Genomic DNA, 24,884 nt, shown 5'->3' with positions numbered 1-24,884 from the left:
CGTAAAACTTTAAGAATATGCTTACGAAGCAAGTTTTACTATGTAGTCTTTCTAAGAGTCAATGCTTCGTAAAACTTTTAAGGAGTGAAAAGATGTCTGACAACCAAAAGTTGACTGACGTGATCATGCCGCAGCTGGCGGAATCGCTAGTATCGGCGACGATCGGCAAATGGCTGAAGAAACCGGGCGATCCGGTAGAGCAATACGAACCAATATGTGAGCTTATTACAGATAAAGTAAATGCTGAATTACCTTCAACGATAGATGGAGTTATGGGTGAACTATTGGCGGAAGAAGGCCAGGTTGTCAATGTCGGCGAAGTCATTTGTCGTATAGCCGTGCCTGTGACTGCATCTGCTGCTGCAAACGTGACTAACACTAACACAGTTGCAGCTAATTCCTCTAATAATGCTGCAGGACAAAGTGCGACTTCAACTGCTGGCGATATGATGCGTGCACGCTATTCTCCTGCGGTACAGACTTTGGCTGCTGAACATAACATCGATCTGACTTTAGTTGCTGGTACTGGTATGGGTGGTCGGATTACCCGTAAGGATGTGCTGACCTTCCTCGAAAGCGGCGGAGCTAGATCTGCAGCTTCGATTTCTGCTAGCCAGCCTGCCCCAATGGCGTCACAACCGCCTGCTCCACAGTTCGTTCAAGCCCAAGAGAAGAAGGCAGAAGAGCCACTTCGCCATTCGGGTCTACACTTGAGCGAATCTCCTCGTATTCCAACAATTGAAGTTGAGGGTGGCAGAGGCAGCAGTTCTGAATACCTGATTGATGTAACGCCAATCCGGAATACAATTGCTACAAGAATGCGTCAAAGTGTCTCTGAGATTCCGCATGCTTGGACAATGATTGAGGTAGACGTGACTAATCTGGTCGCACTGCGCAATAAACATAAGGATGAGTTCAAGCGTAAAGAAGGTATCAATCTAACCTATCTGGCTTTCATGATGAAGGCTGTTGTGAGTGCGATTAAGGATTACCCGATTATGAACTCTGTCTGGGCTGTAGACAAAATTATTGTCAAACGTGATATCAATATCTCGTTAGCGGTAGGTACAGAAGATTCGGTTATCACTCCTGTGATTAAGAAGGCTGATCAGAAAAATGTCGCTGGGTTGGCTCGTGAGATTGATGAATTGGCACAAAAAACACGCGAAGGCAAACTGAGCCTGGAAGATTTGCAGGGAGGGACTTTCACTGTAAATAATACAGGCTCGTTTGGCTCCATTCTTTCTTATCCAATCATTAACTATCCACAGGCAGCGATTTTAACATTTGAATCGATTGTAAAAAGACCTGTGGTTATTAACGATATGATAGGTGTGCGATCAATGGCTAATATTTGTCTGTCGCTCGATCATCGGATTCTGGACGGAGTCATTTGTGGTCGTTTCTTGCAACGCGTCAAGGATAATATTGAAGGATATACCCCGGATACGAAACTTTACTAAAATAATAACGAGCCAAACTGTGCAGGCATGAGACTGAAAAAGGGGACCTGACGGTATGAATAATTCGGATATTCGTAAGCTGCAGATTTCATATGACCCTATTATGGAGTATGGGACGGCCTGGGAGCTGCAAAAAGAAAGTGTGCATGCCATTGATTCTGGCGAGCAGCCGGAGAGACTTATTCTTTTGCAGCATCCGCCTACCTATACTATTGGTTCACAAAATCATCCTGAACATCTTCTCTTGGATCAAAAGCAGCTCGAAGAAAAAGGAATCGCGCTGTTTGAAATCGATCGCGGAGGAGATATTACATATCACGGACCCGGTCAGCTTGTAGGTTATCCGATCCTTAAGCTCGGAGAAGATGGCAAAGTGGATTTGCATGGGTACTTGCGCAGTCTGGAGGCTGTTATTATTGATTATTTGGCATCCTACGGTATTGCCGGAGATCGTAAACCGGAGTACACCGGAGTATGGGTTGGCGATGAGAAGATCTGTGCTATAGGTGTGAAGTTTAATAAGAGTAAATTTAGAAGAGGTTTTATTACCAGTCATGGTTTTGCTTTTAACATTTCTGAGGGGATTGCGGCGCGCGGGTTTCAAGGGATTATTCCATGCGGAATCACCGATTTTGGGATAACTTCTCTAGAGGAATGTGCAGGTCGTCGATTTGAGCTTCAAGAGGTGGCTAGAGAGCTGGTTCCATATTTCTTGAAACATTTTCCATATGAAGAGCTGATGGATACTTTCTGTGATATGGCAAAGGCTGATTAAGAACAAACGTGCAGGCCAAATAGCGGCAAGGTGTTCCTAGCCGCTATTATTAATGCTTCCTGAGCAATGTTTAACCTGCAAGGAACGGCTCGATAACCATAAATAGTGTAGAGGCAATCATGGCAAACAACATGACGTAGATGAAGATCTTGAACCATTTATTACGTTGCATGGGTAACTCCTTTAGATTTAGTTTAAGTTATTAACATGAAGATGGTAATCCGTACAACCATTGTACCGTATTCACGAAAGAGAGGGAAGTCCAGTGATTTCACAAGACCGATTGATTCAGGAGTTTATGGAACTTGTCCAAGTTGATAGCGAAACAAGAAATGAACGGCAGATTGCCGATGTCCTTAAGAGTAAGTTTAACGAACTGGGTTTAGAAGTGCTCGAAGACGATTCCCAGGAAAGAACCGGACATGGAGCAGGTAATCTATTTATTACCTGGCCAGCTGAGAATGGAGGAGTTGCTCCAAAGCTTCTGTTCACTTGCCATATGGATACGGTTGTTCCCGGACAAAATATCAAGCCTACACTTGGTTCAGATGGATGGATTACAAGTGATGGCACTACGATTCTTGGAGCTGATGACAAAGCAGGGCTTGCGGCATTGTTCGAAGCCATTCGTGTGATCCAAGAGCAAAAGCTTCCGCATGGTCAGATTCAATTCGTGATTACAGCGGGTGAAGAATCTGGATTGCTGGGCGCACGTTCGATGGATCCAAGCAACTTGGATGCAGACTTCGGCTTTGCGCTTGATTCCAATGGTGAAGTTGGAGCGATTGCGGTGGCAGCACCGACACAGGCTAAAATCACGATGCAAATCTTTGGGAAATCGGCTCATGCTGGCGTGAACCCAGAGGACGGCATCAGCGCAATTCAAGTCGCTAGCAAAGCGATTGCAGCCATGAAGCTGGGTCGTATTGATAACGAAACCACAGCGAATATTGGAAAGTTCGCTGGCGGCGGCCCAACGAATGTAGTGTGCGATCACGTCCAGCTGGATGCAGAAGCACGCAGTATTGTGCAGGAGAAGGTTGGCGATCAAATCGCTTCGATGCGCGAAGCACTCGAGACAACTGTGCGGGAATACGGCGCAGAATGCGAATTCCGCAGTGAAATCATCTACCCTGCTTTTAGCTTTAATGAACATGATCCGGTAGTACAGCTTGCACAGCGGGCCATTACTTCTATGGGGCTTACTCCACGTCTGTTCCACTCTGGCGGAGGTAGTGACGCTAACGTGTTCAACGGTCTAGATGTTCCGACTGTTAACCTTGCAGTGGGTTATGAACATATCCATACTACCAAGGAACGGATTAAAGCCGAAGATATCGTTAAAGTGGCTGAACTCGTTGTGAATATTGTAAAAGAGAGCGTAAAGGGCTAACCACCTTATAAAACAGCAGAGCAGCGATTCTACCGTAACGGAGGATCGCTGCTCTGCATTTTTTTTATGGGGAGTTTAGTGCAGCTATATTTAGGGTAATCCCAAAAAAGTCATGCGACCTCTAACGCTGCTTTTGGCGAGTCTCGAAGTAGAGATTTTCAGAATTCCCGGATGCCACCCCTCTCTTGAGGCGAAAGGACCCAGATGACGCTATAAGCAAAATTATCGCCATTTGAGCAGAGTTTCGGACACGAGCGCAGCTATTCCTTAATAGGAGGAGCATATAGTGTGTTTTTTGTGCTGATAGCTGCAATGGGGTCCGATAGCAAAGCAAAAGTGCGGAAAAGGTGTGTTTAAGGTCAACTGTGTCCGATAGCGCCAAGTCCGCCCCCTCTTTTGAGGCGAAAGGACCCAGATGACGCTAAAAGCAAAATTATCGCCAATTGAGCAGAGTTTCGGACACGAGCGCAGCTATTCCTTAATAAGAGGAGCATATAGTGTGTTTTTCGTGCCGATAGCGTCACTGGGGTCCGGTAGCATAGCAAAAGTGGGGAAAAGGTGTGTTTAAGTGCAGCTGTGTCCGATAGCGCGAGTCACACACAGCAAAGAGTCACATTCGATAACACAGAGACACATTACACAGCGCAGAGTCAGCAACGAGTCACATTCGATAGTACTGAGACACATCACATAGCACAGAGACACAACCGATAGCGCCAAGTCCGCCCCCTCTCTTGAGGCGAAAGGACCCAGATGACGCTATAAGCAAAATTATCGCCATTTGAGCAGAGTTTCGGACACCAGCGCAGCTATTCCATAAGAAGAGTAGCATATAGTGTGTTTTTCTTGCTGATAGCGTCACTGGGGTCCGATAGCCTAGCAAAAGTGGGGAAAAGGTGTGTTTAAGGGCAACTGAGTCCGATAGCGCGAGTCACTTCCAATGGGCAGAGAGCGACAGCGCCAAGTCCGCCCCCTCTGTTGAGGCGAAAGGACCCAGATGACGCTAAAAGCAAAATTATCGCCAATTGAGCAGAGTATCGGACACGAGCGCAGCTATTCCATAAGAAGAGGAGCATAAAGTGTGTTTTTCGTGCCGATAGCGTCACTGGGGTCCGATAGCATCGTAAAAGTGGGGAAAAGGTGTGTTTAAGGGCAACTGAGTCCGATAGCGTACAAAGGTAGGCGCAATAGCAACCTAATCAAACAACTTGTGCTAGATATCAGCATCGTGAGCGATCAACAAGTTGTGTCTGACGCCAGCATCGTGAGCGATCAACAAGTTGTGTCTGACGCCAGCATCGTGAGCGATCAACAAGTTGTGTCTGACGCCAGCATCGTGAGCGACCAACAAGTTGTGTCTGACGCCAGCATCGTGAGCGACCAACAAGTTGTGTCTGACGCCAGCATCGTGAGCGATCAACAAGTTGTGTCTGATGCCAGTATCGTAAGCGCAATAGTCGTTTAATCAAACAACCTGTGCCCAATACCTGCATCGTAAGCAGAATCCCTCTCTAATCGGGGCGACGCAAAAAGACTGGGGTGCCCCAGTAGCCATTTCATGGCTTTTGAGACACCCCTATAGTTGTGTGAACATGTATGGCTAAGTCCCAAAGGAGAGGATGAATTCATCCTGCCTTGGACGGAAGGATTGCGGATTGATCGTGCAGGGAAAGAATGTATGCCAAGGGCATATCGCGCCCATACTGCTGGATCCATCCAGCCAAGATGGCCTTTATTTCCTCCGGCTTACCTACCATCATCACTGCGGATGAGCTTGTACGGCTGAAGATTTCATTCATCTGAAATTCCTTCTTTCCCTTTAAGTTTGCTATAATACACCGTATGCACAATAGAGAAAAAGGAGACCAGAAACTTTATGGGAGAACAACATTTGCACAGCAAACCCGAGCTTGATGAAGTGACATTGTCTACACAGCCTGTTTTTGATGGGAAGATTATATCTTTGCAGGTGGACACAGTGAGACTGCCTGATGGAAATACTGCGACACGTGAAGTTGTGAAGCATCCCGGCGCCGTAGCGGTGCTTGCTTTAAACAACAACAAAATGCTTGTTGTAGAGCAATACCGTCAGCCCATGCAACGCACTGAGGTAGAAATTCCGGCTGGGAAGCTGGATAAAGGTGAAGATCCATTAGTTGCGGCTGGTCGTGAACTTCAGGAAGAGACTGGATTTCACAGTGGAGATCTGAAATTGCTTAAATCTTTCTATACTTCTCCCGGCTTCGCCGATGAGATTATTCATTTGTATGTGACTACTAACGCTCAACCAGGGGACATGTCACTGGACGAGGATGAATTTCTAGAGGTTTCGGAGCTTACCCTGGAGGAAGCGTATCAATATATGGCTGACGGGCGCATCGCGGATGCAAAAACGATGATGGCAGTGTACGCTTGGCATCTATACACGCTGACAGGCCAATGGAATTAACAACTGAACTGAAGAGTTTCTATTGCGATTTGCATGTTCATATTGGGCGAACGTCGGAAGGTCAGGCTGTCAAAATTAGCGGCAGCCGCGAGCTTACCTTTGCGGGCATTGCCAAAGAAGCTGCAGAGCGCAAAGGACTAGAAATGATCGGTATTATAGATAGTCATTCACCTGGCGTCCTGCGGGATATTCAGCGGTCTTTGGAATCTGGAGAGATGACATTAGCTGAAGGTGGAGGCATTGCTTACCGAGGGACTACGATCATTCTGGGAACAGAGATTGAAATCCGCGAGCCAGGGCGAAAAGAGTGCCATGTGCTCGCTTACATGCCGGACGTGGAACGCATGACCGACTTTAGTGCGTGGATGAGCCGCTATATGCGGAACGTGAATCTAAGTTCCCAACGCCTGTATGCTCCGGCTAGGGAGCTTCAGGATGAGATTTACGGCCGGGGAGGCATTCTTATCCCTGCACATATTTTCACGCCTCACAAGGGCTTGTACGGCTGTGCTGCCGAGCGTATGGCGGACATCTTTGATCTGGACCGCATAGCTGCGGTTGAACTTGGGCTGAGTGCAGATTCCGAAATGGCTGGATATCTCTGTGAGCTGGATAATTTCACGTTTCTAACCAACTCAGATGCGCATTCACTGGGTAAGTTAGGGCGTGAGTATAATGTGATGGAGCTGGCACGGCCTTCGTTCGCTGAACTGCGGCTTGCACTGGAACGTAAAGATGGGCGGAAGGTAAGTGCTAATTTCGGACTTAATCCGCGGCTTGGCAAATACCACCGGAGCTATTGCGGGGGCTGTGGCAGTATTATTGATGAGGCTTATGTCAACTCGGACCGTTGCCAATATTGCGGCAGTCTTAAGCTGGTTAGAGGTGTCTTCGACCGGATCCTAGATATTGCGGACCGCAAGACCCCGTTAGTGCCTGCTGACCGTCCACCCTATCATTATCAGGTTCCGCTTGAATTTATCCCGGGGTTAGGGAAGGCGAAGATGAACGCGTTACTGCAAGCGTTTGGAACTGAGATGAACATTTTACATGGTTGTGGTGAAGCGGAAATTGCCAGCGTTGTAGGTGCGGATCTGGCGTCGATGATCGTCCAGGCCCGCTCTGGAATTTTGGAGCTATCAGCAGGCGGTGGCGGGACGTACGGTAAAGTGGTTCAGCCCATAAAGTAGAGTCATTACCTGAAGGACAAGTCATATCGCGGGACGTTTTCTCATATGGTGTAACATGTAACCGGAAAGGGGAACGTCCCAAATGCGTAATTTACGGCTGATGATGAAGGAACAGACGCCTCTGTATATTTTTGTCGGCGTATTATTTCTGGTAGGTGTTGTATTTGGAGCTCTTATCGTTAGTGCGCTTACGATGGATCAGCAGCAGGAGCTGGGGGATTATCTGGGGAATTTCTTTGTTACGGTTGATCAGCAAGGTCTGCCAGCCGCACCTGATTCGTACTGGAGTATAGCGGCCTTGAATCTGAAATGGATCGGACTGATCTGGATTCTTGGGCTGTCGGTCATTGGGCTGCCGGGAATTTTGATTCTTGATTTTTTAAAAGGGGTACTGATTGGTTTTACGGTTGGCTGTCTGGTTAGTCAATATTCTTGGCATGGGATGTTGTTCGCGTTAGTCTCTGTGGCTCCACATAATCTGGTGCTGATCCCTGTGCTGCTGGTAAGCAGTGCAGCTGCGATAGCTTTTTCCTTGCAGATGATCCGCAGCCGGGTGATGGGACAGCGCCGGACGCCAGTGACTCGTCCTTTTACCATGTACACTATATTGTCATTTGTGATGGCGCTTTTGATCCTGGGTATTTCATGTTTTGAGACTTGGGTTACACCAACCATGATGCGTTGGGTCACGCCTTCACTTGTACAAGCGGTGACGACCTTGACTGTGCAGTAAAAGCGTTTGACTTCTGAAAGCGACACCCCCTATAATGGAAGAAGTGGTTTGAAGACCGGTGCGGTAATTATCCAAGGGGGAGGGAGACAGGTGGAAGCACGGATAGACAAGATTAAGCAACAGTTACAATCCCAAGGATACAAGCTTACACCCCAACGGGAAGCGACCTTAAGAGTGCTGCTGGAGAATGAGGAAGATCATCTTAGCGCGGAAGACGTATTTATGCTCGTGAAGGAGAAAGCTCCCGAGATCGGTCTTGCGACTGTGTATCGTACCCTCGAACTTCTCAGTGAGCTTCATGTCGTAGAAAAGATCAATTTCGGCGACGGTGTAGCCCGGTATGATTTGCGAACAGATACTGCGAAGCATCATCATCATCACTTAATTTGTGTGCAATGCGGCAGTATGGATGAGATTCGCGAGGATTGGCTCGGTCCGCTGGAAGAGCGACTGGAGAAAGAGTTTAATTTCACAGTGCTTGATCATAGACTTGATTTCCATGGGATTTGCTACCGCTGTACTGATAAGAACAATACAGACGGAAATCCATCCTAAAGTTATCTTATATTAAGAATTAACTTCACAAGTCCTCCCCGGTTCCTATACCGGAGGGGGCTTTTTAAATGATTAGTCTATTAGAGCCATACATATCAGCCTTTTTTGGAGCATAAAATGAAGGACGAGCAGAATTCATTTATATGTAATAGGAGGCGTCCTTATGATTGTTTCTGTGCCCAAAACAGTGCGTAAGCTGTATTTTATGATCATGTTTGTGGCTCTAAGCTATTTACTCTACTATGCTATGAGCTGGCTAGGGGAATGGCTCAGTCCGATAGAGAACTATGGAATTCCTGAAGGCACCGCTGTTCGGGCATTTGATCACGCCGAGGTTGGTGATGATGGTCTGGATGCACGGCAGCGCTTGCGTTTCTATTACTGGTTCGGAGAATGAAAGCTACGCAGGAAGCAGGAACAAGCGAGAAGAATGTCGAAGAAAGCTAGGGTGGATTTATGCAGAGTAAGCGTTGTGTACACATCTGCTGAAGCCTCATGCTGAATGTGCTGCAGGAAGACACTAAGAGTAGCTGCGCCAGGACAGGAGCGTGAAATAATGAAGTCACACTTGCAGCCTTTTTTACATTATTTGTCCGGAGATAAAGGTTTGTCCCCGAATACACTGGAATCTTACGGTAGGGATGTATCGCAGTTTCTAGAGTTTGCTGAAGAGCGGGGGGTTGAGCAGCCCGAAGAAATCCGAAGATCTCATGTGATGTTATATCTTGGCTCCTTACGCGGAGCGGGAAGAGCTACTGCAACACTCAACAGAAACGCGGTGTCCCTGCGGGCCTTTTTTCATTATTTGCTGAAGGAACGTTTAATTGAGCAGGATCCAACACTGGACATGGAAACCATGAAGCCCGATAAGAAGCCACCTATGGTGCTTGCGGTTTCGGAGGTTGAGCGGCTGCTAGCTGCTCCAGATGTGAGTACAGCACAAGGGATGCGCGATAAGGCTATGCTGGAATTGCTCTACGCAACGGGGATAAAGGTTTCTGAATTAATTTCTCTTAACGTAGACGATGTGCATACGGACATGAAGTTTGCGCGCTGTACAGGGACTTCGGGCAAGGAACGAGTGGTTCCCATCGGAACCATTGCTGCAGAGAGTGTAGCAGCTTACACTTCTCTTATGCGGGACAAGCTGCTTCGTGATCATCAGGAGGAGCCGGCCATGTTCCTGAATAGCCTAGGTGGGCGTTTAACCCGCCAGGGGTTCTGGAAAATCATAAAAAAATACGCACGGGAAGCAAACATTGAGCAGGATATTACACCGCATACGCTTAGGCATTCCTTTGCCGCCCATTTACTGGAAGGTGGAGCGGATTTGCGTTCCGTACAACAAATGCTGGGTCATGCTGATATTTCGACGACTCAGATTTATAACGGTATCGCGCGTAAGAATATGAAGGAAGTATATGAGAGCCATCATCCCAGAGCTCGCTGATCATGCTTCAAAGATGCTTTTTGTGAGTAAGATAGTTATGATGGAATCATACTTATAGGATAGACTGGGGAATGGGTAATTTTCCACAGGTTATCCTTTGGCAGAAACGGATACCTGACAGGCGATACATTGTATCGCTAGCTACGGAAGCGTCTGACTTCCGGGAGAAGGTACAGCCGTTTCTTCTTGTTGGTGCAAACGAATGAACGAACGATCTATATTAAAAAAGGAGTGAAGACAATATGTCCTCATTTAAACGAATTGGTTTTATTGTTTTGGATAGTGTAGGTATCGGAGAAGCTCCAGATGCTGCGAATTTTGGTGATGCAGGGTCGCATACGCTTGGCCATATTTTGAACCGTGTTCCCGGATTAAAACTGCCTAACCTTCAGCAGTTAGGATTAGCTAATATTGCTCCGCTGCCGCCGCTTGAACCTGTAGCTTCACCAACTGGATATTATGGCAAGATGCAGGAAGTATCTGTAGGTAAGGATACGATGACCGGGCACTGGGAGCTGATGGGGCTGAAAATTGAGGTTCCATTCAATACGTATCCGGATGGATTTCCGGCAGAATTGATTGAGAAATTCGAAGCAGCAACTGGCCGGAAAGTGATCGGTAATAAACCGGCTTCCGGTACGGAAATTTTAGTTGAATATGGCGAAGAGCAGATGAAGACCGGAGCTTGGATTGTGTACACCTCTGCGGACAGTGTATTCCAGCTTGCGGCACATGAAGATATCATTCCACTGGAAGAGCTATACAGCGCGTGTAAAATCGCCCGTGAGCTAACTATGGCTCCTGAATTCTCCGTAGGGCGCGTTATTGCTCGTCCATATGTTGGCGAACCAGGAAAGTTCGTACGGACCTCGAATCGCCATGATTATGCCGTGAAACCACCGGAACCAACGGTAATGAATTCGCTGGCTGATATCGGAAAAGATGTTATCGCGGTAGGAAAGATCAACGATATTTTCACAGGTGAAGGGGTTACAGCTTCTTACCCTACGAAGAGCAATGAACATGGTATCGAAGTTACCATTGAGCAGCTTCGCCAACCGTTCAACGGGTTGCTGTTCACGAATCTGGTGGATTTTGACTCTTTATATGGACACCGTCGCGATCCGGAAGGATACGGTCATGCACTGGAAGTATTCGATCAGGCGTTGCCTGAAATTCTATCCACGCTTGGTGAAGATGACCTGTTGATTATTTCAGCAGATCATGGGAATGATCCAATCCATAGTGGAACAGATCATACTCGTGAATATGTGCCGCTGCTTATTTACAGCCCACGCCTTAAGCATCCAGATAGCTTGGGTATTCGTGAGACCTTCTCAGATGTTGCTGCAACCATTGCTGATAATTTCGGTGCGAAGGCGCCGCAGTATGGGACAAGCTTTTTAGCGAAACTGCAATAAAAGAATGTGGGTTGCGCCACAACATTCATTAAGGAGGATCATCCATAGCATGTTAACTCAAAAAGAAATTCAAGAAGCAGCCATTTATATAAAAGACAAATGTCCGGTGGCTCCGGAAATTGGATTGATCCTTGGTTCAGGACTCGGTGTGCTGGCAGACCTGATCACCGATGGAATCAGCATTCCATATGATGAGATTCCTCACTTCCCTGTGTCCACTGTAGAAGGGCATGAGGGAGAACTGCTGATCGGTATGATTGAAGGACGCCGTGTCGTGATGATGAAGGGCCGCTTTCATATGTATGAGGGTTATGGACCGGAGGTTACGGCATTCCCTGTTCGGGTTATGAAAGAACTTGGTATAGCCAGCCTATTAGTAACTAATGCTGCTGGTGGAGTGAACACAGATTTCACGCCGGGCGATCTTATGCTCCTTACGGATCATCTGAATATGACGGGACGGAACCCGTTAATAGGACCTAATGATCCTGCACTGGGCGTGCGCTTCCCGGATATGTCAACCGCTTATAGCCGCCGCCTGATCAAGGTAGCGAAGGAAACGGCAGCGCAGCAGAATTTCGAATTCAAAGAAGGCGTATATGCAGGTCTGCTGGGACCTTGCTACGAAACACCTGCTGAAATCGTAATGCTTCGTCATCTGGGGGCTGACGCTGTTGGCATGTCTACTGTGTCGGAAACCATTGTTGCCCGGCATGCAGGTATCGAGGTATTGGGTATCTCCTGTATTACTAACATGGCTGCGGGAATCCTGGATCAACCGCTCAACCATGAAGAGGTTATGGAAACTGCAGATCGTGTGCGTGAGCGTTTCCTGAAGCTGGTGTTGGGCTTTATTCCGAAAATGTAATTTCGGGTACTGCATTATGAATTTTTGGGAGGTCCAATCTATGACACAAGTGAATGAGCTTGAGCCATTGAAGTTTGAACAGATAATGAAGGTAACTAATTTGACTAGACCAAAATTTATCGGACTTGCTCGCGCAATTGTCCGTGAAGTGCAGGTGTAATATGAGAGCTGTCGATATTATTCAGAAAAAAAGAGATGGTGGAGAGCTGAGTCGTGAGGAAATTTCCTTTTTAATTCAGGGCTACAGTAAAGGTGAAGTGCCTGATTATCAGCTCTCTGCATGGGCAATGGCTGTTTATTTTCAAGGCATGAACGCGCGGGAGACCGGCGATTTAACGATGGAAATGGCGATGTCCGGCGATCAAGTAGATCTTAGCCCAATCGCAGGTATTAAGGTCGATAAACACTCCACAGGCGGAGTGGGCGATAAAACAACTGTAGTATTGGCACCCTTGGTAGCTTCTGCTGGAGTACCGGTAGCGAAGATGTCCGGCCGCGGACTTGGGCACACTGGAGGCACGCTCGATAAGCTGGAGTCCATCAGTGGTTTCTCTATCGAGATGGCTCGTGAGCGTTTCTTTGACCAAGTAGGGGAGATCGGGGCTGCCGTGATCGGCCAGTCGGGCAACATTACACCCGCAGACAAAAAGCTGTATGCCCTTCGGGATGTAACAGCAACAGTTGAATCCATCCCCCTTATTGCAAGCTCTGTGATGAGCAAGAAGATTGCAGCAGGTGCGGATGCGATCGTGTTGGATGTCAAAACAGGCAGCGGTGCTTTTATGAAGACGCTGGATGATTCTATAGCACTCGCTCAGGCGATGGTTGACATTGGAACGCATCTGGGTCGCAATACCGTTGCGATTATCAGTGATATGGACCAGCCGCTTGGTTACGGGATCGGAAATGCGTTGGAAATTAAGGAAGGAATCGAGACCTTGAAGGGTCACGGTCCGAAGGATCTGCAGGAGGTCTGTCTTATTCTGGGCAGCCAGATGCTTGTTCTTGGCGGCAAAGCCCAGGATGAAGCGGAGGCACGTTCGATTCTTATGACGCATATTGAAGATGGCAGTGCGCTAGAGAAGTTCAAACAAATCGTGAAGGCACAAGGTGGAGATGTATCGCAAATTGATTCTCCGGAGAAGCTCCCTACGGCTAAGCGATTCATTGAAGTGATAGCAAAAACCAAAGGGTTCATAGAAGGGATTCAGGCCGAGGAAATTGGCGTTGCGGCTATGCTGCTTGGAGCTGGACGTGAAACTAAGGAATCCGTAATCGATCTGGCTGTGGGGATTCAACTTTCTAAAAAGGTTGGAGATGCTGTAGAGATCGGCGAGACGCTTGCAGTCTTGCATATCAATGATGCCAGTGAGAAGAAAGTAGAGGAAGCTGAAGGTAAGGTGTTAGAAGCCTACCGTATCACTTCTGAACCTGTTCCTGCCCAACCTTTGGTATTTGCACTTGTTACTAAAGATGGGGTAACACGGTACTAGCCTAGGCAATATAAATATTGTCATGGCTATGGCCTTAAACAAACAACAAAGCAGCGATCCTCCCATAACGGGAAGGTCGCTTCTTTGCGTTTTGCTCAATGGTGCAATATTTATAACTGATTATTAATCTTATTGAATATCTGCGAAGCCCCGCTGCTTGTATTACATAATACGACCACAGTCTCGCCACTAGCTGGATAGATAGCCGACCGGAAGGAAACACCGGGATCATAGCCCATAATGTGAAATTTGAACACTTTTTCTTCGCGGAGGGTAATCCATACACCATAACCATAATAGCCTTCGCCATCCACATGTACATGGGGAGTAAGCAATAATGAAGTGAGTACTGGACTCAATAATGTATGGTTGATTAACCCGCTCCAGAATAGCTGCATGTCGGGTGCAGTGACGAAAGCTCCACCGTCAGCGCCTCCTTTTACCGGGATTGAGTAGATGTTGGTTCTCCAGTTTCCGTTCTCTTCCTCTATGTATCCTAGTGCACAGTTGGCAGGTAAGGCATCTAACGTAAAGTAACCGGATTGCTCCATTCCGCAAGGCTTAAAGATGTGCTGCTCTACATAATCGGAAAAAGACATTCCACTCAGCTCCTCTACCAGAAGGCCTAGCACGATATAGCCGGCATTATTGTAGTGGAAACGTTCGCCAGGGGTCCACATCATGGGAAGAGTCCGGAACATCGGCACAAAATCCTCAAGCTGTCGCAAGGTGTACATAGGCCGTGCCTTCCACAGATCCTCGAAATCATCCATAATTGTTTCATCAAAATAATCCGGAATACCAGAGCTATGCGTAAGCAGCTGATGTATGGTGATGTCGGGACTAAAGAGAGGGAACTCTACCTTTTTCAGATAATCTAATAGTCTACTTTCAAAAGAAATCAATCCCTGATCGACCAGCTGGCAGACAGCGATCGCGGTAAATATTTTACACCCGGAAGCAATGCCGAACCGAGTATGAATATTGTTTTCGCGCTTATCCGACTTATTGGCATAACCGTAACAACTGCTGATGACTTTTTTATCAGGTTGTTGTACCAGCACTACACCAGAGAAATTGTTCTGTTTAGCTTCTGCTTCAATACAATCTGCAAGGTGGTTCATCTGTATATTCACTCCTCTATAAGCAGTTAAGTTCTTAAATACCATTCGTTAAAATATTACATTTTCCTTTAAAGGGGGGTTAAATGAGTACGGAAAAATTGGAAATACTTAAAAATTGAATTAACTTTTGATCTCCCCTATAATAAAAATGCTCTGCAACTGCTGCTGGGCTTTTTTTTATTGACAACATCATTACTTCTTGCGATAAATTATTATAGTTATTTACTTGGAAATGGAATAATTTCCACCCTTTCTGACGAAACTGGAACACAGTACCTGTGATATGAAGGTTAACGTTCAGGAGGGGAACCATTGTGAGAAAAATGCGTTTTGCTGTGCTTGTGCTCTGTATCGTTGTGTCGGTTCTAGGACCGATGTCAGGTGCTTATGCTGAGGAAAAAAGCAAGGATTCTGGCAGTAATGCTGCCGCTGTAGATCTTGCGCCTGGTGCGCGTTCAGCGATTTTGATGGATGCAGGCACCGGCACTATTATTTATGAAAAGAACAGCCATGATAAGCTGCCTCCCGCAAGTATTACGAAGATTATGACGATGCTGCTTACGGTGGAAGCACTGGATGAAGGAAGACTGCAACTGACGGATAAGGTGCGCACGAGTGAATATGCCGCATCGATGGGCGGATCGCAAATTTTCCTGGAGCCTGGTGAAGAAATGTCGGTGGATGAGATGCTCAAAGGCATCGCTATGGCCTCCGGTAATGATGCATCTGTGGCGATGGCAGAGAAAATAGCGGGTTCGGAGAGCGCTTTTGTCGATCTGATGAATAAAAGAGCGGAAGAACTGGGTCTGAAAGATACCCACTTTGCCAATTGCAACGGTCTTCCAGCTGCTAATCACTATTCCTCAGCCTACGATATTGCGGTAATTAGCCGGGAGCTTTTAAAGCATGATAGAATTATCAAATATACCGGTTCCTATCAGGATTATCTGCGTAAGGATTCCACCAAACCATTCTGGTTGGTAAACACGAACAAGCTTGTACGTTTCTATACAGGCGCTGATGGACTGAAAACAGGATATACCGCTGAAGCAAAATTCTGCTTATCTGCTACGGCTGCAAGAGACGGTCTGCGTGCTGTTGCTGTTGTGCTGGGTGAGCCGAACACGAAGACACGTAACAGTGAAGTGTCGGGCATGTTTGACTATCTCTTTTCGCAATATAAGATCCACACTATTCACAAAGAAGGGGACGCTATCGGTACCCTTAAGATTGAGAAGGGTGTGAAGTCCGAGCTGCCGATTACGGCGAAAGAGACGTATAGTGTTCTTTTGAAAAAAGGTGTGACGCAAGAAGGCATTCGTCACGAACTAGTACTTCCAGAAAGCGTGAAGGCACCAGTGGCTGAAGGCCAGTCCATAGGCAAGCTGGTTGTCTACCAAGGAACCCAAGTGATTAAAGAGTATGAACTTAAAGCAGGGGAAGCTGTGGCAAAAGCAGGCTGGTGGAAGCTCTTTAAACGTACAACAGGCTCGATGTTCGGCATGGATTAAAAAGAGCTTTTTTGTAGATTGCGCCCATGTGCTTTGTAGATTCATAGGGGTTTTCTTCTAGTTTTGTCGTGAGGCAGGATTCCTGATTTGCCACGTAGAAACCTTGTCCTTGAAGAGAATGGGTACTGTCTCTTAAGGCCAAGTTTTCAAAGCAACGAAGAGGAGAGTGGCAAGCATGAATTCTAATGTGGAAATGGAGCATCACAGGGGTGTGCTGATTGTCCGTTTATCTGGGGAACTCGATCATCATGCCGCCGATTTTGTAAGAATGGATATGGATGAAGCGATTATGCGGGGTCAGGTATCGCATTTGATCCTTAGTCTTAAGCATCTGCAGTTTATGGACAGTTCGGGTCTCGGCGTAATTCTGGGAAGGTATAAACTGATCCATAGTAAAGGCGGCAAAATGGTGGTGTGTGATGCAACGGCACCTGTGAAGCGACTTCTGGAAATGTCAGGCCTGTTCAAGATCATGCCCCTATATGACGACGAGAGCACTGCACTCTCGGATTTGGAGGTTGCGTTATGACAAATGGTAAGGCTGGTAACTTCATGAACGTGCAGTTCGCTGCACTCTCGGAGAACGAATCATTCGCGCGTGTAGTTGTAGCGGCGTTCGTTTCTAGGCTTGATCCTACAATGGACGAGCTGAATGATCTGAAGACAGTCGTGTCGGAGGCGGTCACCAATTGTATTATTCATGGGTATGATAGTGATCCGGAAGGTATTGTGACTATTTCAGCTTCGCTGGACAACGAAACGGTACATTTAACCATTGAGGATCAGGGACGGGGCATTGAGGATTTGGAGCTGGCACAACAGCCGCTATATACCTCAAAGCCAGAGCTGGAGCGGTCGGGCATGGGCTTTACCATTATGGAGAATTTCATGGATGAATTTGAAGTCACTAGTGAACCGGGACACGGCACTTCGATCTCAATGAAGAAAACCATCGTTTCGAAAAAAGCTTTATACAATTAGGGGTTGGAGCCATGGATGCAGAGTCAAAAAAAGCTCCGCCGACCTATTTGGACGATGCGGAGGTCAAACGTCTTATCGCGCTCAGTCAGGCCGGAGATAATCTTGCCCGAGACACACTAGTTAGCTGCAATATCCGGTTGGTCTGGTCGGTAGTGCAGCGGTTTATGAACCGCGGGTATGAACCTGACGATTTGTTCCAGATCGGTTGCATCGGGCTCTTGAAGTCCGTTGATAAGTTCGACCTCAGCTATGAGGTCAAATTCTCCACTTATGCCGTGCCGATGATCATTGGCGAGATTCAGCGTTTCCTTCGCGACGATGGAACCTTGAAAGTTAGCCGTTCTCTTAAGGAGATGGCTAATAAGGTCCGCAAGATGAAGGATGAAATGTCTAAGACGCTGGACCGTCTGCCTACCATCGGTGAAGTTGCTGAGGCACTGGGGGTTACCCCTGAAGAAGTGGTATTTGCTCAGGAAGCTAACAAGCCACCGACCTCGATTCATGAGACTGTGTTCGAGAATGATGGCGACCCGATCACACTGATTGATCAAATCGCTGACGAATCACAGGAACGCTGGTTTGATAAGCTGGCACTGAATGAGGCTATCGGAGGTCTCAGCGAGCGTGAACGGCTGATTGTTTATCTTCGATATTACCGTGACCAAACGCAGTCAGAGGTTGCCAGTCGCCTTGGGATTTCTCAAGTGCAGGTATCCCGGCTGGAGAAGAAAATATTGCAGAATATCCGCGAGCAGATTGCTCAGTAGATAATGGCTAAAATGTAAAGACGCTTGCGAAATAGCGAATAGGAAGAAAAAGCCGCCCCGAAAAGGGGGGGCTTTTTATGTGGAGGGAATCTCAATATGCATTCACTTGGCGACAAGGATATGACCTCATGGTCTATTGACATGGAAGCGAATTTGCTGACAATGTCGAATGTTTTGGAGAAATGGGTGGACTGTTCAGATCATGCTTTAACGCATAACCCCAATTTTTTACGTGAATATGTGTACGGTGAGGATCTTGAACGGTTTGATGCGTATATAGATAAATTATACTCTGGTCACCTATGTAATCTTGAGTATCGTATGCAGTTACCTGCAAAAGCGCTGAAGTGGGTTCAAAGTATAGGCACGCCCGTTTTTAATCAAGAGCATAAGGTTTGTCGAATAGATGGCGTCATCATAGATATCACGGAACAAAAAAATGCTCAAGCCCAGTTAGAGAGTAGCTTTTCTCTGTATCAGCAGATGTTTGCTACGATCGATGTGGCGATTTGGTCTTACGATTACGTATCACGGAAAATGTTATTCATATCGGATGCCATTCTCAATATCACGGGATATTCAGCAGAACAGGCGAAGGAAGATGACTTTTGGCTAAGAATTGCTCCTAAAGAAGAGCGGCCTTTAATTCAAGAGATTATAACTACAGTGGGGCAAGGAGTAAGCAATCTCAGTGAATATCGGATCATCCATGCCAGCGGTGAACTCCGATGGGTCCAAGTCAGGATCATTCCCAGTATGGATGAGACAGGGGCAGTGGTACGGCTCAATGGGATCTTAATCGATCATACGGAAAAAAAGCAGATGCAAGAGGTTCTATTAAAAAGTGAGCAGCGCTACAAATCCCTGTTTGACCATAATCCAGATATCGTGTGTGAATTGGATATGCAGGGCAGCATTGTGGCTATCAATCCAGCGGCAGAGCAAATTACTGGAGAAGCTTTTAATAGATTCGGAGAGAACTTATCCATTGTGAATTTATTTGGCGCAGAGAATTCGCATATGATGTCTGATTATTTTGATAAAACGGTTGGCGGAGTTCTGCAGCATTATACGGTTACTTCTGTCCGCGAGAATGGATTAGTTAACCATTGGTCGATGAAAAACATCCCTGTACATGAAAACAATCAAATTGTGGGTACCTTTGTTATCGCAAGAGATACCACTGCATCTGTGGAGGTAGAAAAGCGGCTGGCTCAGCGGGAGGCGGAGTACAGGCTTATTACAGAGAATATGGAGGATATGATTGGGGTTCTGGATCAGCAAGGGAACTTCATTATTGCTTCGTCCTCTTGTGAGAAAATTATTGGGCTTCCTGTAGGTTCAATAAAGAACACAACTATTTTGGAGTATATTCATCCTGATGAACAAGAAGTGTTGCGGGAACAGATCTTGGATATTTTTCGGACAAAAGTATGTAAGATGTTTTACAATCGGTTTATTCACATCAAAGGTCACATTATTGACCTGGAATGCTTGGGTACACCTGTTCTTGGTGAGGATGGAGAAGTAGTTAGTATTGTGATCGTAGCGAGAGACATTACAAAAAGGGTCCAGATGGAGAGTGAACTTAGAGAAAGCGAGGAACTCAATCGGCTGCTTATTGATATGTCACCTGAAGCGGTAGTACTCCATAGTGAATATAAATTCCTTTATGTGAATTTTTCCTGTTTAGGATTGTTTGGAGTTTGTAGTGAGGATCAATTGATTGGCACCTCTATTTTTAATTGGGCCCACCCAGACTATATAACGCTGGCTAGAGATCGGATGCGTGAAATCTATTATGGACCCAATCGGATATTAGCTCCTGTTGAACAAAAGGTCGTGCGGTCAGATGGATCTATTATCGATGTAGAAGTAACAGCTAGCTCAATTCTATACAAGGGTAAGGTTGCATGTATCTCTATCTTTAGGGATATCAGTGATCGGAAAAAAATTGAGGTGGAAAGACAGCTTACAGAGCAGATCATTCGGAACAGCGAGGAAAGGTATTTCAACTTACAGATGAGTCTTGATCAATTCTCGCAAGATTTGTTTGGTGCGATGAAGATCAGTCACATGGAACAACGATTACTGAAAGAAGTTAGAGAGGTCTTGCGGGTTACCAATATTTGTATGGTTGAAGTTGAAGATAACCATGATAAAATATGCGAGATTATTGAGACCGAGCGGGGCTATTCACTGAAGATCGGAGAGTTCCGAAGAAAAAGCTATATTCTATCCATTAATGAGAAGTCTATTTTATTAGAAATAAGTTCTGTTCGAGTGTGGCTGAAGACGATTACTCGTTATGTTAGTGTGTTATTTGATAATTTTTTGCTCATAGAAGATCTAACTAAGGACCTTGAGTTAGCGGCTTCCGAGCAAGCTCCGACATGGTTGCTGCGCTTTATGTTTAATTTATCCGAGAATGAACGCAAACGGCTGGCTCAAGATCTACATGATTCAGCACTTCAAGAACAGATCATCTGGTATCGTAAGCTTGATAATTTTTTAAGTGATAAATCCGTTACGGGGGAACTAAAGGAACAGCTAGAACAGATCACAGAAGGTTTACTCGATGTTATCTATGAACTGCGGATGATCTGCAATGAGCTTAGGCCACCAGCATTAATCAATGAGGGGCTTGCTTCCTCACTTGAGACGTTGTTTGAATTTGCTCAGCTGCGGAACGACTATCAGATTTATTTTGAGTCAAACGCTTTCAGGCATAAGTTAAAAGACGAGATTCTAATAGGTCTGTACCGTATTGTGCAGGAACTTTTGGCTAATGCAGCTAAACATTCCTGTGCCACAGAAGTACGTATCTCCTTAGCTAGTGAAGGGCAACAGGTGCTTTTGGATTATGAAGATAACGGAATTGGAATGAGCCTTTTAGGAGAGGATTCTCTTAAGAGCATGGGGATTTATGGGATGAAAGAAAGGGTTCGCAGTATGGATGGGACCATACGATTTCTTTCGCCAGAGAATAAGGGATTAGCTGTCTTTATATCCATACCTGCAGATTAATCATGGGGCATAATAAGGGGATAGGGGTGTATTAGGCATGATTCGAATTTTGTTAGTGGACGACCATCCCTCTGTCATGGAAGGGACTAAGATGATACTGGAACAAGAGGGAGATATGGAGGTTACCCTAGCCAATTCAGCCCATGAGGCGCTTAACATGGTGGGTAGCCATACGTTTGACGTGATGCTGTTTGATCTTCATATCGCTGATGGGAATGGGATTGATTTGGCGAAGGAAGTCTTAAAAATAAACGCAGACGCAATTATCTTAATCTACACCGGATACGAAATTACAAACAAATTCAACTTGATGATCGAATCGGGTTTGTTTGGGTTTATTTCAAAAACGACCAATAGAGAGCAGTTGGTTGCAGCAGTGCGTTGTGCTTTAAGGGGAGATGTCATATTGCCTCATACCCTAGTTAAACAGTTAAGAAAAGTATCACCCAAAGGAATGGAGATTAATATTGACCAAGCAAACCCGAAGATAAGCAAAAAAGAGCATGAAATGCTGACAGAGATTGCAAAAGGAAAAAGCAACAAGGAAATAGCAGAGATTGTACTTATGAGTCAACGATCGCTGGAATACAGTTTAACGAGTCTGTTCCAGAAGCTAAATGTGAAATCAAGAATTGAAGCGGCAATAAAAGCTAAACGACTGGGCATATTGAAGGAGTCCGATTTCAACAATTCACTATGAAAATTCGTTACAAACAAATAGATCAAAATCCCGTTCACGGTTCTGTGAGGCGGGATTTTTTGGTCTGCGCTTTTTTTGCGGGATAACGCAATATTTTTGCGTGGTCGCGCTATTTTTTTTCGGTTACCTTAATCTGCTTACCGTATATGATGAAATAGTTCCTAAGAATTACTAAAAAATGACTAACGCCAATGAGGGGCTGAGGAAAATGAAGTGGTTTTATAATTTAAGGACAGCAGTGAAGTTAATCTCCGCATTTCTGTTAGTATCCGCAATATTGTGCTTTGTAGGATTCTATGGAATTACGAATTTGAGTAAGATGGACCGCTCTATCGTGGACATGTACGAAAATCGCTTAACACCTATAGCTTATCTGGGAGAAGCGAATGAACTATTTTTAACAAATAGAATCAATATCCGTGATATAAACACGATGGCTAAAACAGCGGCAGAAAAGAAAGAATACGAAGATAAAATACATAAAAACGTTCAAAGTATTGAAGAGATCATGGGTAAATATAGCAAGACTGCGTTGAGGGAAGAAGAATTGGCGATAATGAAAGATTATCCTGAGATCTGGCAACGTTATATCACAAGTCTTGATGATACTATTGAAATTGATAAAACAAATATTAGTAATGAAAAATATACAAATTATTTGCGCGAAAGTGATTTGCAAACAGCCACAACAGAGCTGACTAACTTTCTGCAAAAATTAATAGACATCAATATGAAGCAGGCTCAAGGTTCGATTGTTAATGCCAATGACCTTTATCAGTCCTCTCGTTTGATTACGTTTAGCGTTACTATTGTTGCGCTGCTCATCAGTATTGGTCTGGGTCTTCTAATATCGCAGATCATAGCACGGCCTCTAAATCAAGTAATGCGCCTGCTAGGTAAAGTGGCTAATGGTGATTTAAGCGAAACGTCGAATCTGGAATCTAAGGACGAGATTGGAATGCTAGCTTATTCTGTTAATGAAATGGTTCTGAACCTAAGACGCACTGTTAGCGGCATTTCGTCTTCTGCGGAAAGTGTCTCAGCTGCTGCACAGCAAATCTCAGCTAGTACAGAGGAAGTAGCCAGTGGAAGTATGAGTCAAGCTAGTGCAGCACAAACGATGAATGAGTTGTTCCGAGAATTATCTGCGGCGATTAATTCAGTAGCCCAGAGTGCTGAACAGGCTTCTGAGCTTTCAGATCAAACGATGCGTATCGCTCAAGATGGAGGGATCGTGGTTAAGAACTCCGTACAAGGAATGGCAGTACTGGATACACAAATGTCTAGACTTGCGGAAGACTCCGATAAGATTGGTGAGATTATCGCGGTGATTGAAGATATTGCCCAACAGACAAATCTGCTTGCCCTAAACGCAGCGATTGAAGCGGCCCGCGCAGGTGAACAAGGTCGAGGTTTTGCCGTTGTTGCGAATGAAGTAAGAAAGTTAGCTGAGCGGAGCAGTGGGGCTACGAAACAAATCACGGGCATTATCAAAGAAATGCAGAAGAATACGCAGCACAGTGTAAATGCTGTAGTAGAAGGAGTAGCTTTTTCACAAAAAAATGGAGAAGCCTTTGAACATATCCTTACGATGGTGAACGATACCGCTCATAAAGTAACAGAAATTGCAGCTGCCAGTGAAGAACAGGCCGCACAATCGTCTGAGGTGATGTTCTCAATTGAGAGCATATCCGCCGCAACTGAAGAAATGGCGGCAAGCAGCAGTGAAACGGCAACGACCGCCAATGCTTTGGCTCAGCTAGCAGAAGAGTTAAATAGTCTGGTATCTATTTTTAAAGTTAAATAAACAGTGTCAGGGGTATTATCATTGATAGGAGAGGAGAAGTAGTGCAAAAAATAAAGGTGCTCGTTGTAGCTGCTTCAGTAACCATGCGTAAACAGATCTCGAACCTAATTTCGGAGGATTCAAGCCTCGAGGTCATTGGAGTAGCTCGAAATGCATCCGAAGCGATCAGCATGGTTCAAAAACTCAGGCCCGATGTCGTGGCTATAGATATAGAAATGCCGGAATTGAACGGTTTGGTAGCACTCACAAGCATAATGTCTCAGCGGCCAACACCTATACTTATCTTGAGCTCCGCTACAAAGGATGGAATAACAGCAACCATTACTGCTTTACAAAATGGTGCAGTGGATTTCATATCCAAGCCGGCTCAATCTTATGGACCTGGTCTATACAGCATAAAAGATGAGTTATTATTCAAAATTAAGAAAGCCGCTGAAATTCCTTTAAGAACTCTTATTCTTAACAATATAAACATCTCCAAAGTGAAAGCTCGACAAGAGAAACAAAACAACGTTAAGAGTGGATGTACAGAAGTTATTGAGCAGATCGTGGGAATTGGATGCGGAGTAGGGGGGCCGAAGGCATTAGAAATCTTAATTTCCTCGCTCCCGGCGAGCTTCCCGTATCCCCTTCTGGTTGTTCAACATATGCCACCTAAGTACACAAAAGCATTGGCGGAACGACTGAATCGGTTCTCAAGTGTACGGGTGGTGGAAGCCAAGGACAAGCAATCGGTGCTCGGGGGAACCGTCTATATCGCTCCAGGTAATTCTCATATGACCATTATTCAGGAGGGGCAGGATCTCAGAATAAAACTTATGAAAAAGCCTGCAGTGAATGGACACTGTCCTTCGGTCGATATCTTGTTTGAGTCTATATCTGCACTAACTGGTCTACAGCAGCATTTAATCCTAATGACCGGAATGGGAAGTGATGGCGCCAAAGGGATGCTGGCTGCCAAACACGCTGGCGCCCAATCAACGCTAGTAGAATCGCAAGAAACTTCTATTGAAAGTGAAATGCCTGAAGCAGCCGCGAAGCTGGGTTGTGTGGATTACGAGCTGCCCTCGCATTTGTTAGCCTCGAAGATTATGGAGGTTACGGGGGAGCTGAGATACCGGAGGGATGCATTTCCATCGGTTTGAACGGTCTTATTTTACTACTAAAAAAGCGTTGG

24 protein-coding genes are annotated in these 24,884 nt (G+C 45.7%); 21 read left to right on the top strand and 3 right to left on the bottom strand.

Annotation, left to right across the window (positions count from 1 at the left end):
• Window positions 1-92 precede the first annotated feature (92 nt).
• Both NSQ91_RS22215 and lipB read left to right on the top strand, forming a co-directional pair.
• Entirely contained in the window at window positions 93-1,463 is a 1,371-nt protein-coding gene (locus NSQ91_RS22215) for a dihydrolipoamide acetyltransferase family protein (protein ID WP_076184130.1), read from the top strand.
• 55 nt (window positions 1,464-1,518) lie between these two features.
• Window positions 1,519-2,238: a lipoyl(octanoyl) transferase LipB gene (gene lipB / locus NSQ91_RS22210; RefSeq protein WP_076304001.1), complete on the top strand. Its 720-nt coding sequence runs from the start codon at window positions 1,519-1,521 to the stop codon at window positions 2,236-2,238.
• A 70-nt stretch (window positions 2,239-2,308) separates the two neighbouring features.
• On the opposite strand, the gene prli42 is transcribed toward lipB, so the two are convergent.
• A complete protein-coding gene (prli42, locus tag NSQ91_RS22205; RefSeq protein ID WP_094872112.1) occupies window positions 2,309-2,410 on the bottom strand; it encodes a stressosome-associated protein Prli42 in 102 nt (33 codons plus the stop codon).
• A gap of 93 nt (window positions 2,411-2,503) precedes the next feature.
• Between prli42 and NSQ91_RS22200 the strand changes: the two genes are divergently transcribed.
• Together NSQ91_RS22200 and NSQ91_RS22195 are read left to right on the top strand one after the other, a co-directional pair.
• Window positions 2,504-3,631: a tripeptidase T gene (locus NSQ91_RS22200; RefSeq protein ID WP_076304002.1), complete on the top strand. Its 1,128-nt coding sequence runs from the start codon at window positions 2,504-2,506 to the stop codon at window positions 3,629-3,631.
• A 1,228-nt stretch (window positions 3,632-4,859) separates the two neighbouring features.
• The gene (locus NSQ91_RS22195; RefSeq protein ID WP_340919852.1) at window positions 4,860-5,096 is read left to right on the top strand and encodes a hypothetical protein; all 237 of its coding nucleotides are present in this window, start codon (window positions 4,860-4,862) and stop codon (window positions 5,094-5,096) included.
• A 160-nt stretch (window positions 5,097-5,256) separates the two neighbouring features.
• Here NSQ91_RS22195 and NSQ91_RS22190 read toward each other — a convergent pair whose 3' ends face one another.
• Complete coding sequence (locus NSQ91_RS22190; protein ID WP_162636775.1) at window positions 5,257-5,430, bottom strand: hypothetical protein; 174 nt, start codon at window positions 5,428-5,430, stop codon at window positions 5,257-5,259.
• A 77-nt stretch (window positions 5,431-5,507) separates the two neighbouring features.
• On the opposite strand from NSQ91_RS22190, the gene NSQ91_RS22185 reads away from it, so the two are divergent.
• From NSQ91_RS22185 to NSQ91_RS22145, 9 genes are all read left to right on the top strand, one after another.
• Window positions 5,508-6,080 carry an NUDIX hydrolase gene (locus NSQ91_RS22185; RefSeq protein ID WP_036676048.1) on the top strand — a complete coding sequence of 191 codons (573 nt, stop codon included), beginning with the start codon at window positions 5,508-5,510 and terminating at the stop codon, window positions 6,078-6,080.
• Window positions 6,071-7,270: an endonuclease Q family protein gene (locus NSQ91_RS22180; protein ID WP_076304003.1), complete on the top strand. Its 1,200-nt coding sequence runs from the start codon at window positions 6,071-6,073 to the stop codon at window positions 7,268-7,270. The genes NSQ91_RS22185 and NSQ91_RS22180 overlap by 10 nt, the downstream gene beginning before the upstream one ends.
• Window positions 7,271-7,352: 82 nt before the next feature.
• Complete coding sequence (spoIIM, locus tag NSQ91_RS22175; protein ID WP_036676050.1) at window positions 7,353-8,003, top strand: stage II sporulation protein M; 651 nt, start codon at window positions 7,353-7,355, stop codon at window positions 8,001-8,003.
• A 90-nt stretch (window positions 8,004-8,093) separates the two neighbouring features.
• The gene (gene fur, locus NSQ91_RS22170) at window positions 8,094-8,558 is read left to right on the top strand and encodes a ferric iron uptake transcriptional regulator (RefSeq protein WP_036676051.1); all 465 of its coding nucleotides are present in this window, start codon (window positions 8,094-8,096) and stop codon (window positions 8,556-8,558) included.
• 163 nt (window positions 8,559-8,721) lie between these two features.
• The gene (locus tag NSQ91_RS22165; protein ID WP_036676052.1) at window positions 8,722-8,955 is read left to right on the top strand and encodes a DUF4227 family protein; all 234 of its coding nucleotides are present in this window, start codon (window positions 8,722-8,724) and stop codon (window positions 8,953-8,955) included.
• 159 nt (window positions 8,956-9,114) lie between these two features.
• Entirely contained in the window at window positions 9,115-10,008 is an 894-nt protein-coding gene (gene xerD / locus NSQ91_RS22160) for a site-specific tyrosine recombinase XerD (protein ID WP_076184121.1), read from the top strand.
• A 242-nt stretch (window positions 10,009-10,250) separates the two neighbouring features.
• The gene (gene deoB, locus NSQ91_RS22155) at window positions 10,251-11,429 is read left to right on the top strand and encodes a phosphopentomutase (protein ID WP_076129494.1); all 1,179 of its coding nucleotides are present in this window, start codon (window positions 10,251-10,253) and stop codon (window positions 11,427-11,429) included.
• 49 nt (window positions 11,430-11,478) lie between these two features.
• The gene (locus tag NSQ91_RS22150; protein ID WP_036676055.1) at window positions 11,479-12,297 is read left to right on the top strand and encodes a purine-nucleoside phosphorylase; all 819 of its coding nucleotides are present in this window, start codon (window positions 11,479-11,481) and stop codon (window positions 12,295-12,297) included.
• 161 nt (window positions 12,298-12,458) lie between these two features.
• A complete protein-coding gene (locus NSQ91_RS22145) occupies window positions 12,459-13,790 on the top strand; it encodes a pyrimidine-nucleoside phosphorylase (RefSeq protein WP_076304004.1) in 1,332 nt (443 codons plus the stop codon).
• Between the two features lie 110 nt (window positions 13,791-13,900).
• Here the strand turns inward: NSQ91_RS22145 and NSQ91_RS22140 are convergent, their stop codons facing one another.
• Window positions 13,901-14,914: a serine hydrolase domain-containing protein gene (locus tag NSQ91_RS22140; protein WP_076304005.1), complete on the bottom strand. Its 1,014-nt coding sequence runs from the start codon at window positions 14,912-14,914 to the stop codon at window positions 13,901-13,903.
• A 374-nt stretch (window positions 14,915-15,288) separates the two neighbouring features.
• Between NSQ91_RS22140 and NSQ91_RS22135 the strand changes: the two genes are divergently transcribed.
• The 8 genes from NSQ91_RS22135 to cheB all read left to right on the top strand — a co-directional run bounded on the left by NSQ91_RS22135 (window position 15,289) and on the right by cheB (window position 24,852).
• Window positions 15,289-16,425, top strand: a complete 1,137-nt coding sequence (locus NSQ91_RS22135) for a D-alanyl-D-alanine carboxypeptidase family protein (RefSeq protein ID WP_235219379.1) — start codon at window positions 15,289-15,291, stop codon at window positions 16,423-16,425.
• Window positions 16,426-16,600: 175 nt separating this feature from the next.
• On the top strand, window positions 16,601-16,954 hold the full coding sequence (gene spoIIAA, locus NSQ91_RS22130) for an anti-sigma F factor antagonist (RefSeq protein WP_036676057.1): 354 nt from the start codon (window positions 16,601-16,603) through the stop codon (window positions 16,952-16,954).
• Complete coding sequence (gene spoIIAB, locus NSQ91_RS22125) at window positions 16,951-17,406, top strand: anti-sigma F factor (protein WP_036676058.1); 456 nt, start codon at window positions 16,951-16,953, stop codon at window positions 17,404-17,406. Before spoIIAA ends, spoIIAB begins: the two co-directional genes overlap by 4 nt.
• An 11-nt stretch (window positions 17,407-17,417) precedes the next feature.
• Window positions 17,418-18,173: an RNA polymerase sporulation sigma factor SigF gene (gene sigF / locus NSQ91_RS22120; protein WP_036676059.1), complete on the top strand. Its 756-nt coding sequence runs from the start codon at window positions 17,418-17,420 to the stop codon at window positions 18,171-18,173.
• A gap of 96 nt (window positions 18,174-18,269) precedes the next feature.
• On the top strand, window positions 18,270-21,200 hold the full coding sequence (locus tag NSQ91_RS22115; RefSeq protein WP_076304006.1) for a sensor histidine kinase: 2,931 nt from the start codon (window positions 18,270-18,272) through the stop codon (window positions 21,198-21,200).
• 37 nt (window positions 21,201-21,237) lie between these two features.
• Window positions 21,238-21,900 (top strand): response regulator transcription factor, encoded by a 663-nt coding sequence (locus NSQ91_RS22110; protein WP_076219667.1) that lies wholly within the window; start codon window positions 21,238-21,240, stop codon window positions 21,898-21,900.
• Between the two features lie 208 nt (window positions 21,901-22,108).
• A complete protein-coding gene (locus NSQ91_RS22105; protein WP_076129498.1) occupies window positions 22,109-23,707 on the top strand; it encodes a methyl-accepting chemotaxis protein in 1,599 nt (532 codons plus the stop codon).
• Window positions 23,708-23,748: 41 nt separating this feature from the next.
• Window positions 23,749-24,852: a chemotaxis-specific protein-glutamate methyltransferase CheB gene (cheB, locus tag NSQ91_RS22100; protein ID WP_076129499.1), complete on the top strand. Its 1,104-nt coding sequence runs from the start codon at window positions 23,749-23,751 to the stop codon at window positions 24,850-24,852.
• The last annotated feature ends 32 nt before the right edge of the window (window positions 24,853-24,884 follow it).

Origin of the sequence: Paenibacillus sp. FSL R7-0048 (genome assembly GCF_038004505.1) — a bacterium.
GTDB classification, from domain to species: Bacteria; Bacillota; Bacilli; order Paenibacillales; family Paenibacillaceae; genus Paenibacillus_AQ; species Paenibacillus_AQ odorifer.
Note: the sequence above shows the minus strand (reverse complement) of the source record. Positions and strands in the feature narration are given on the sequence as shown.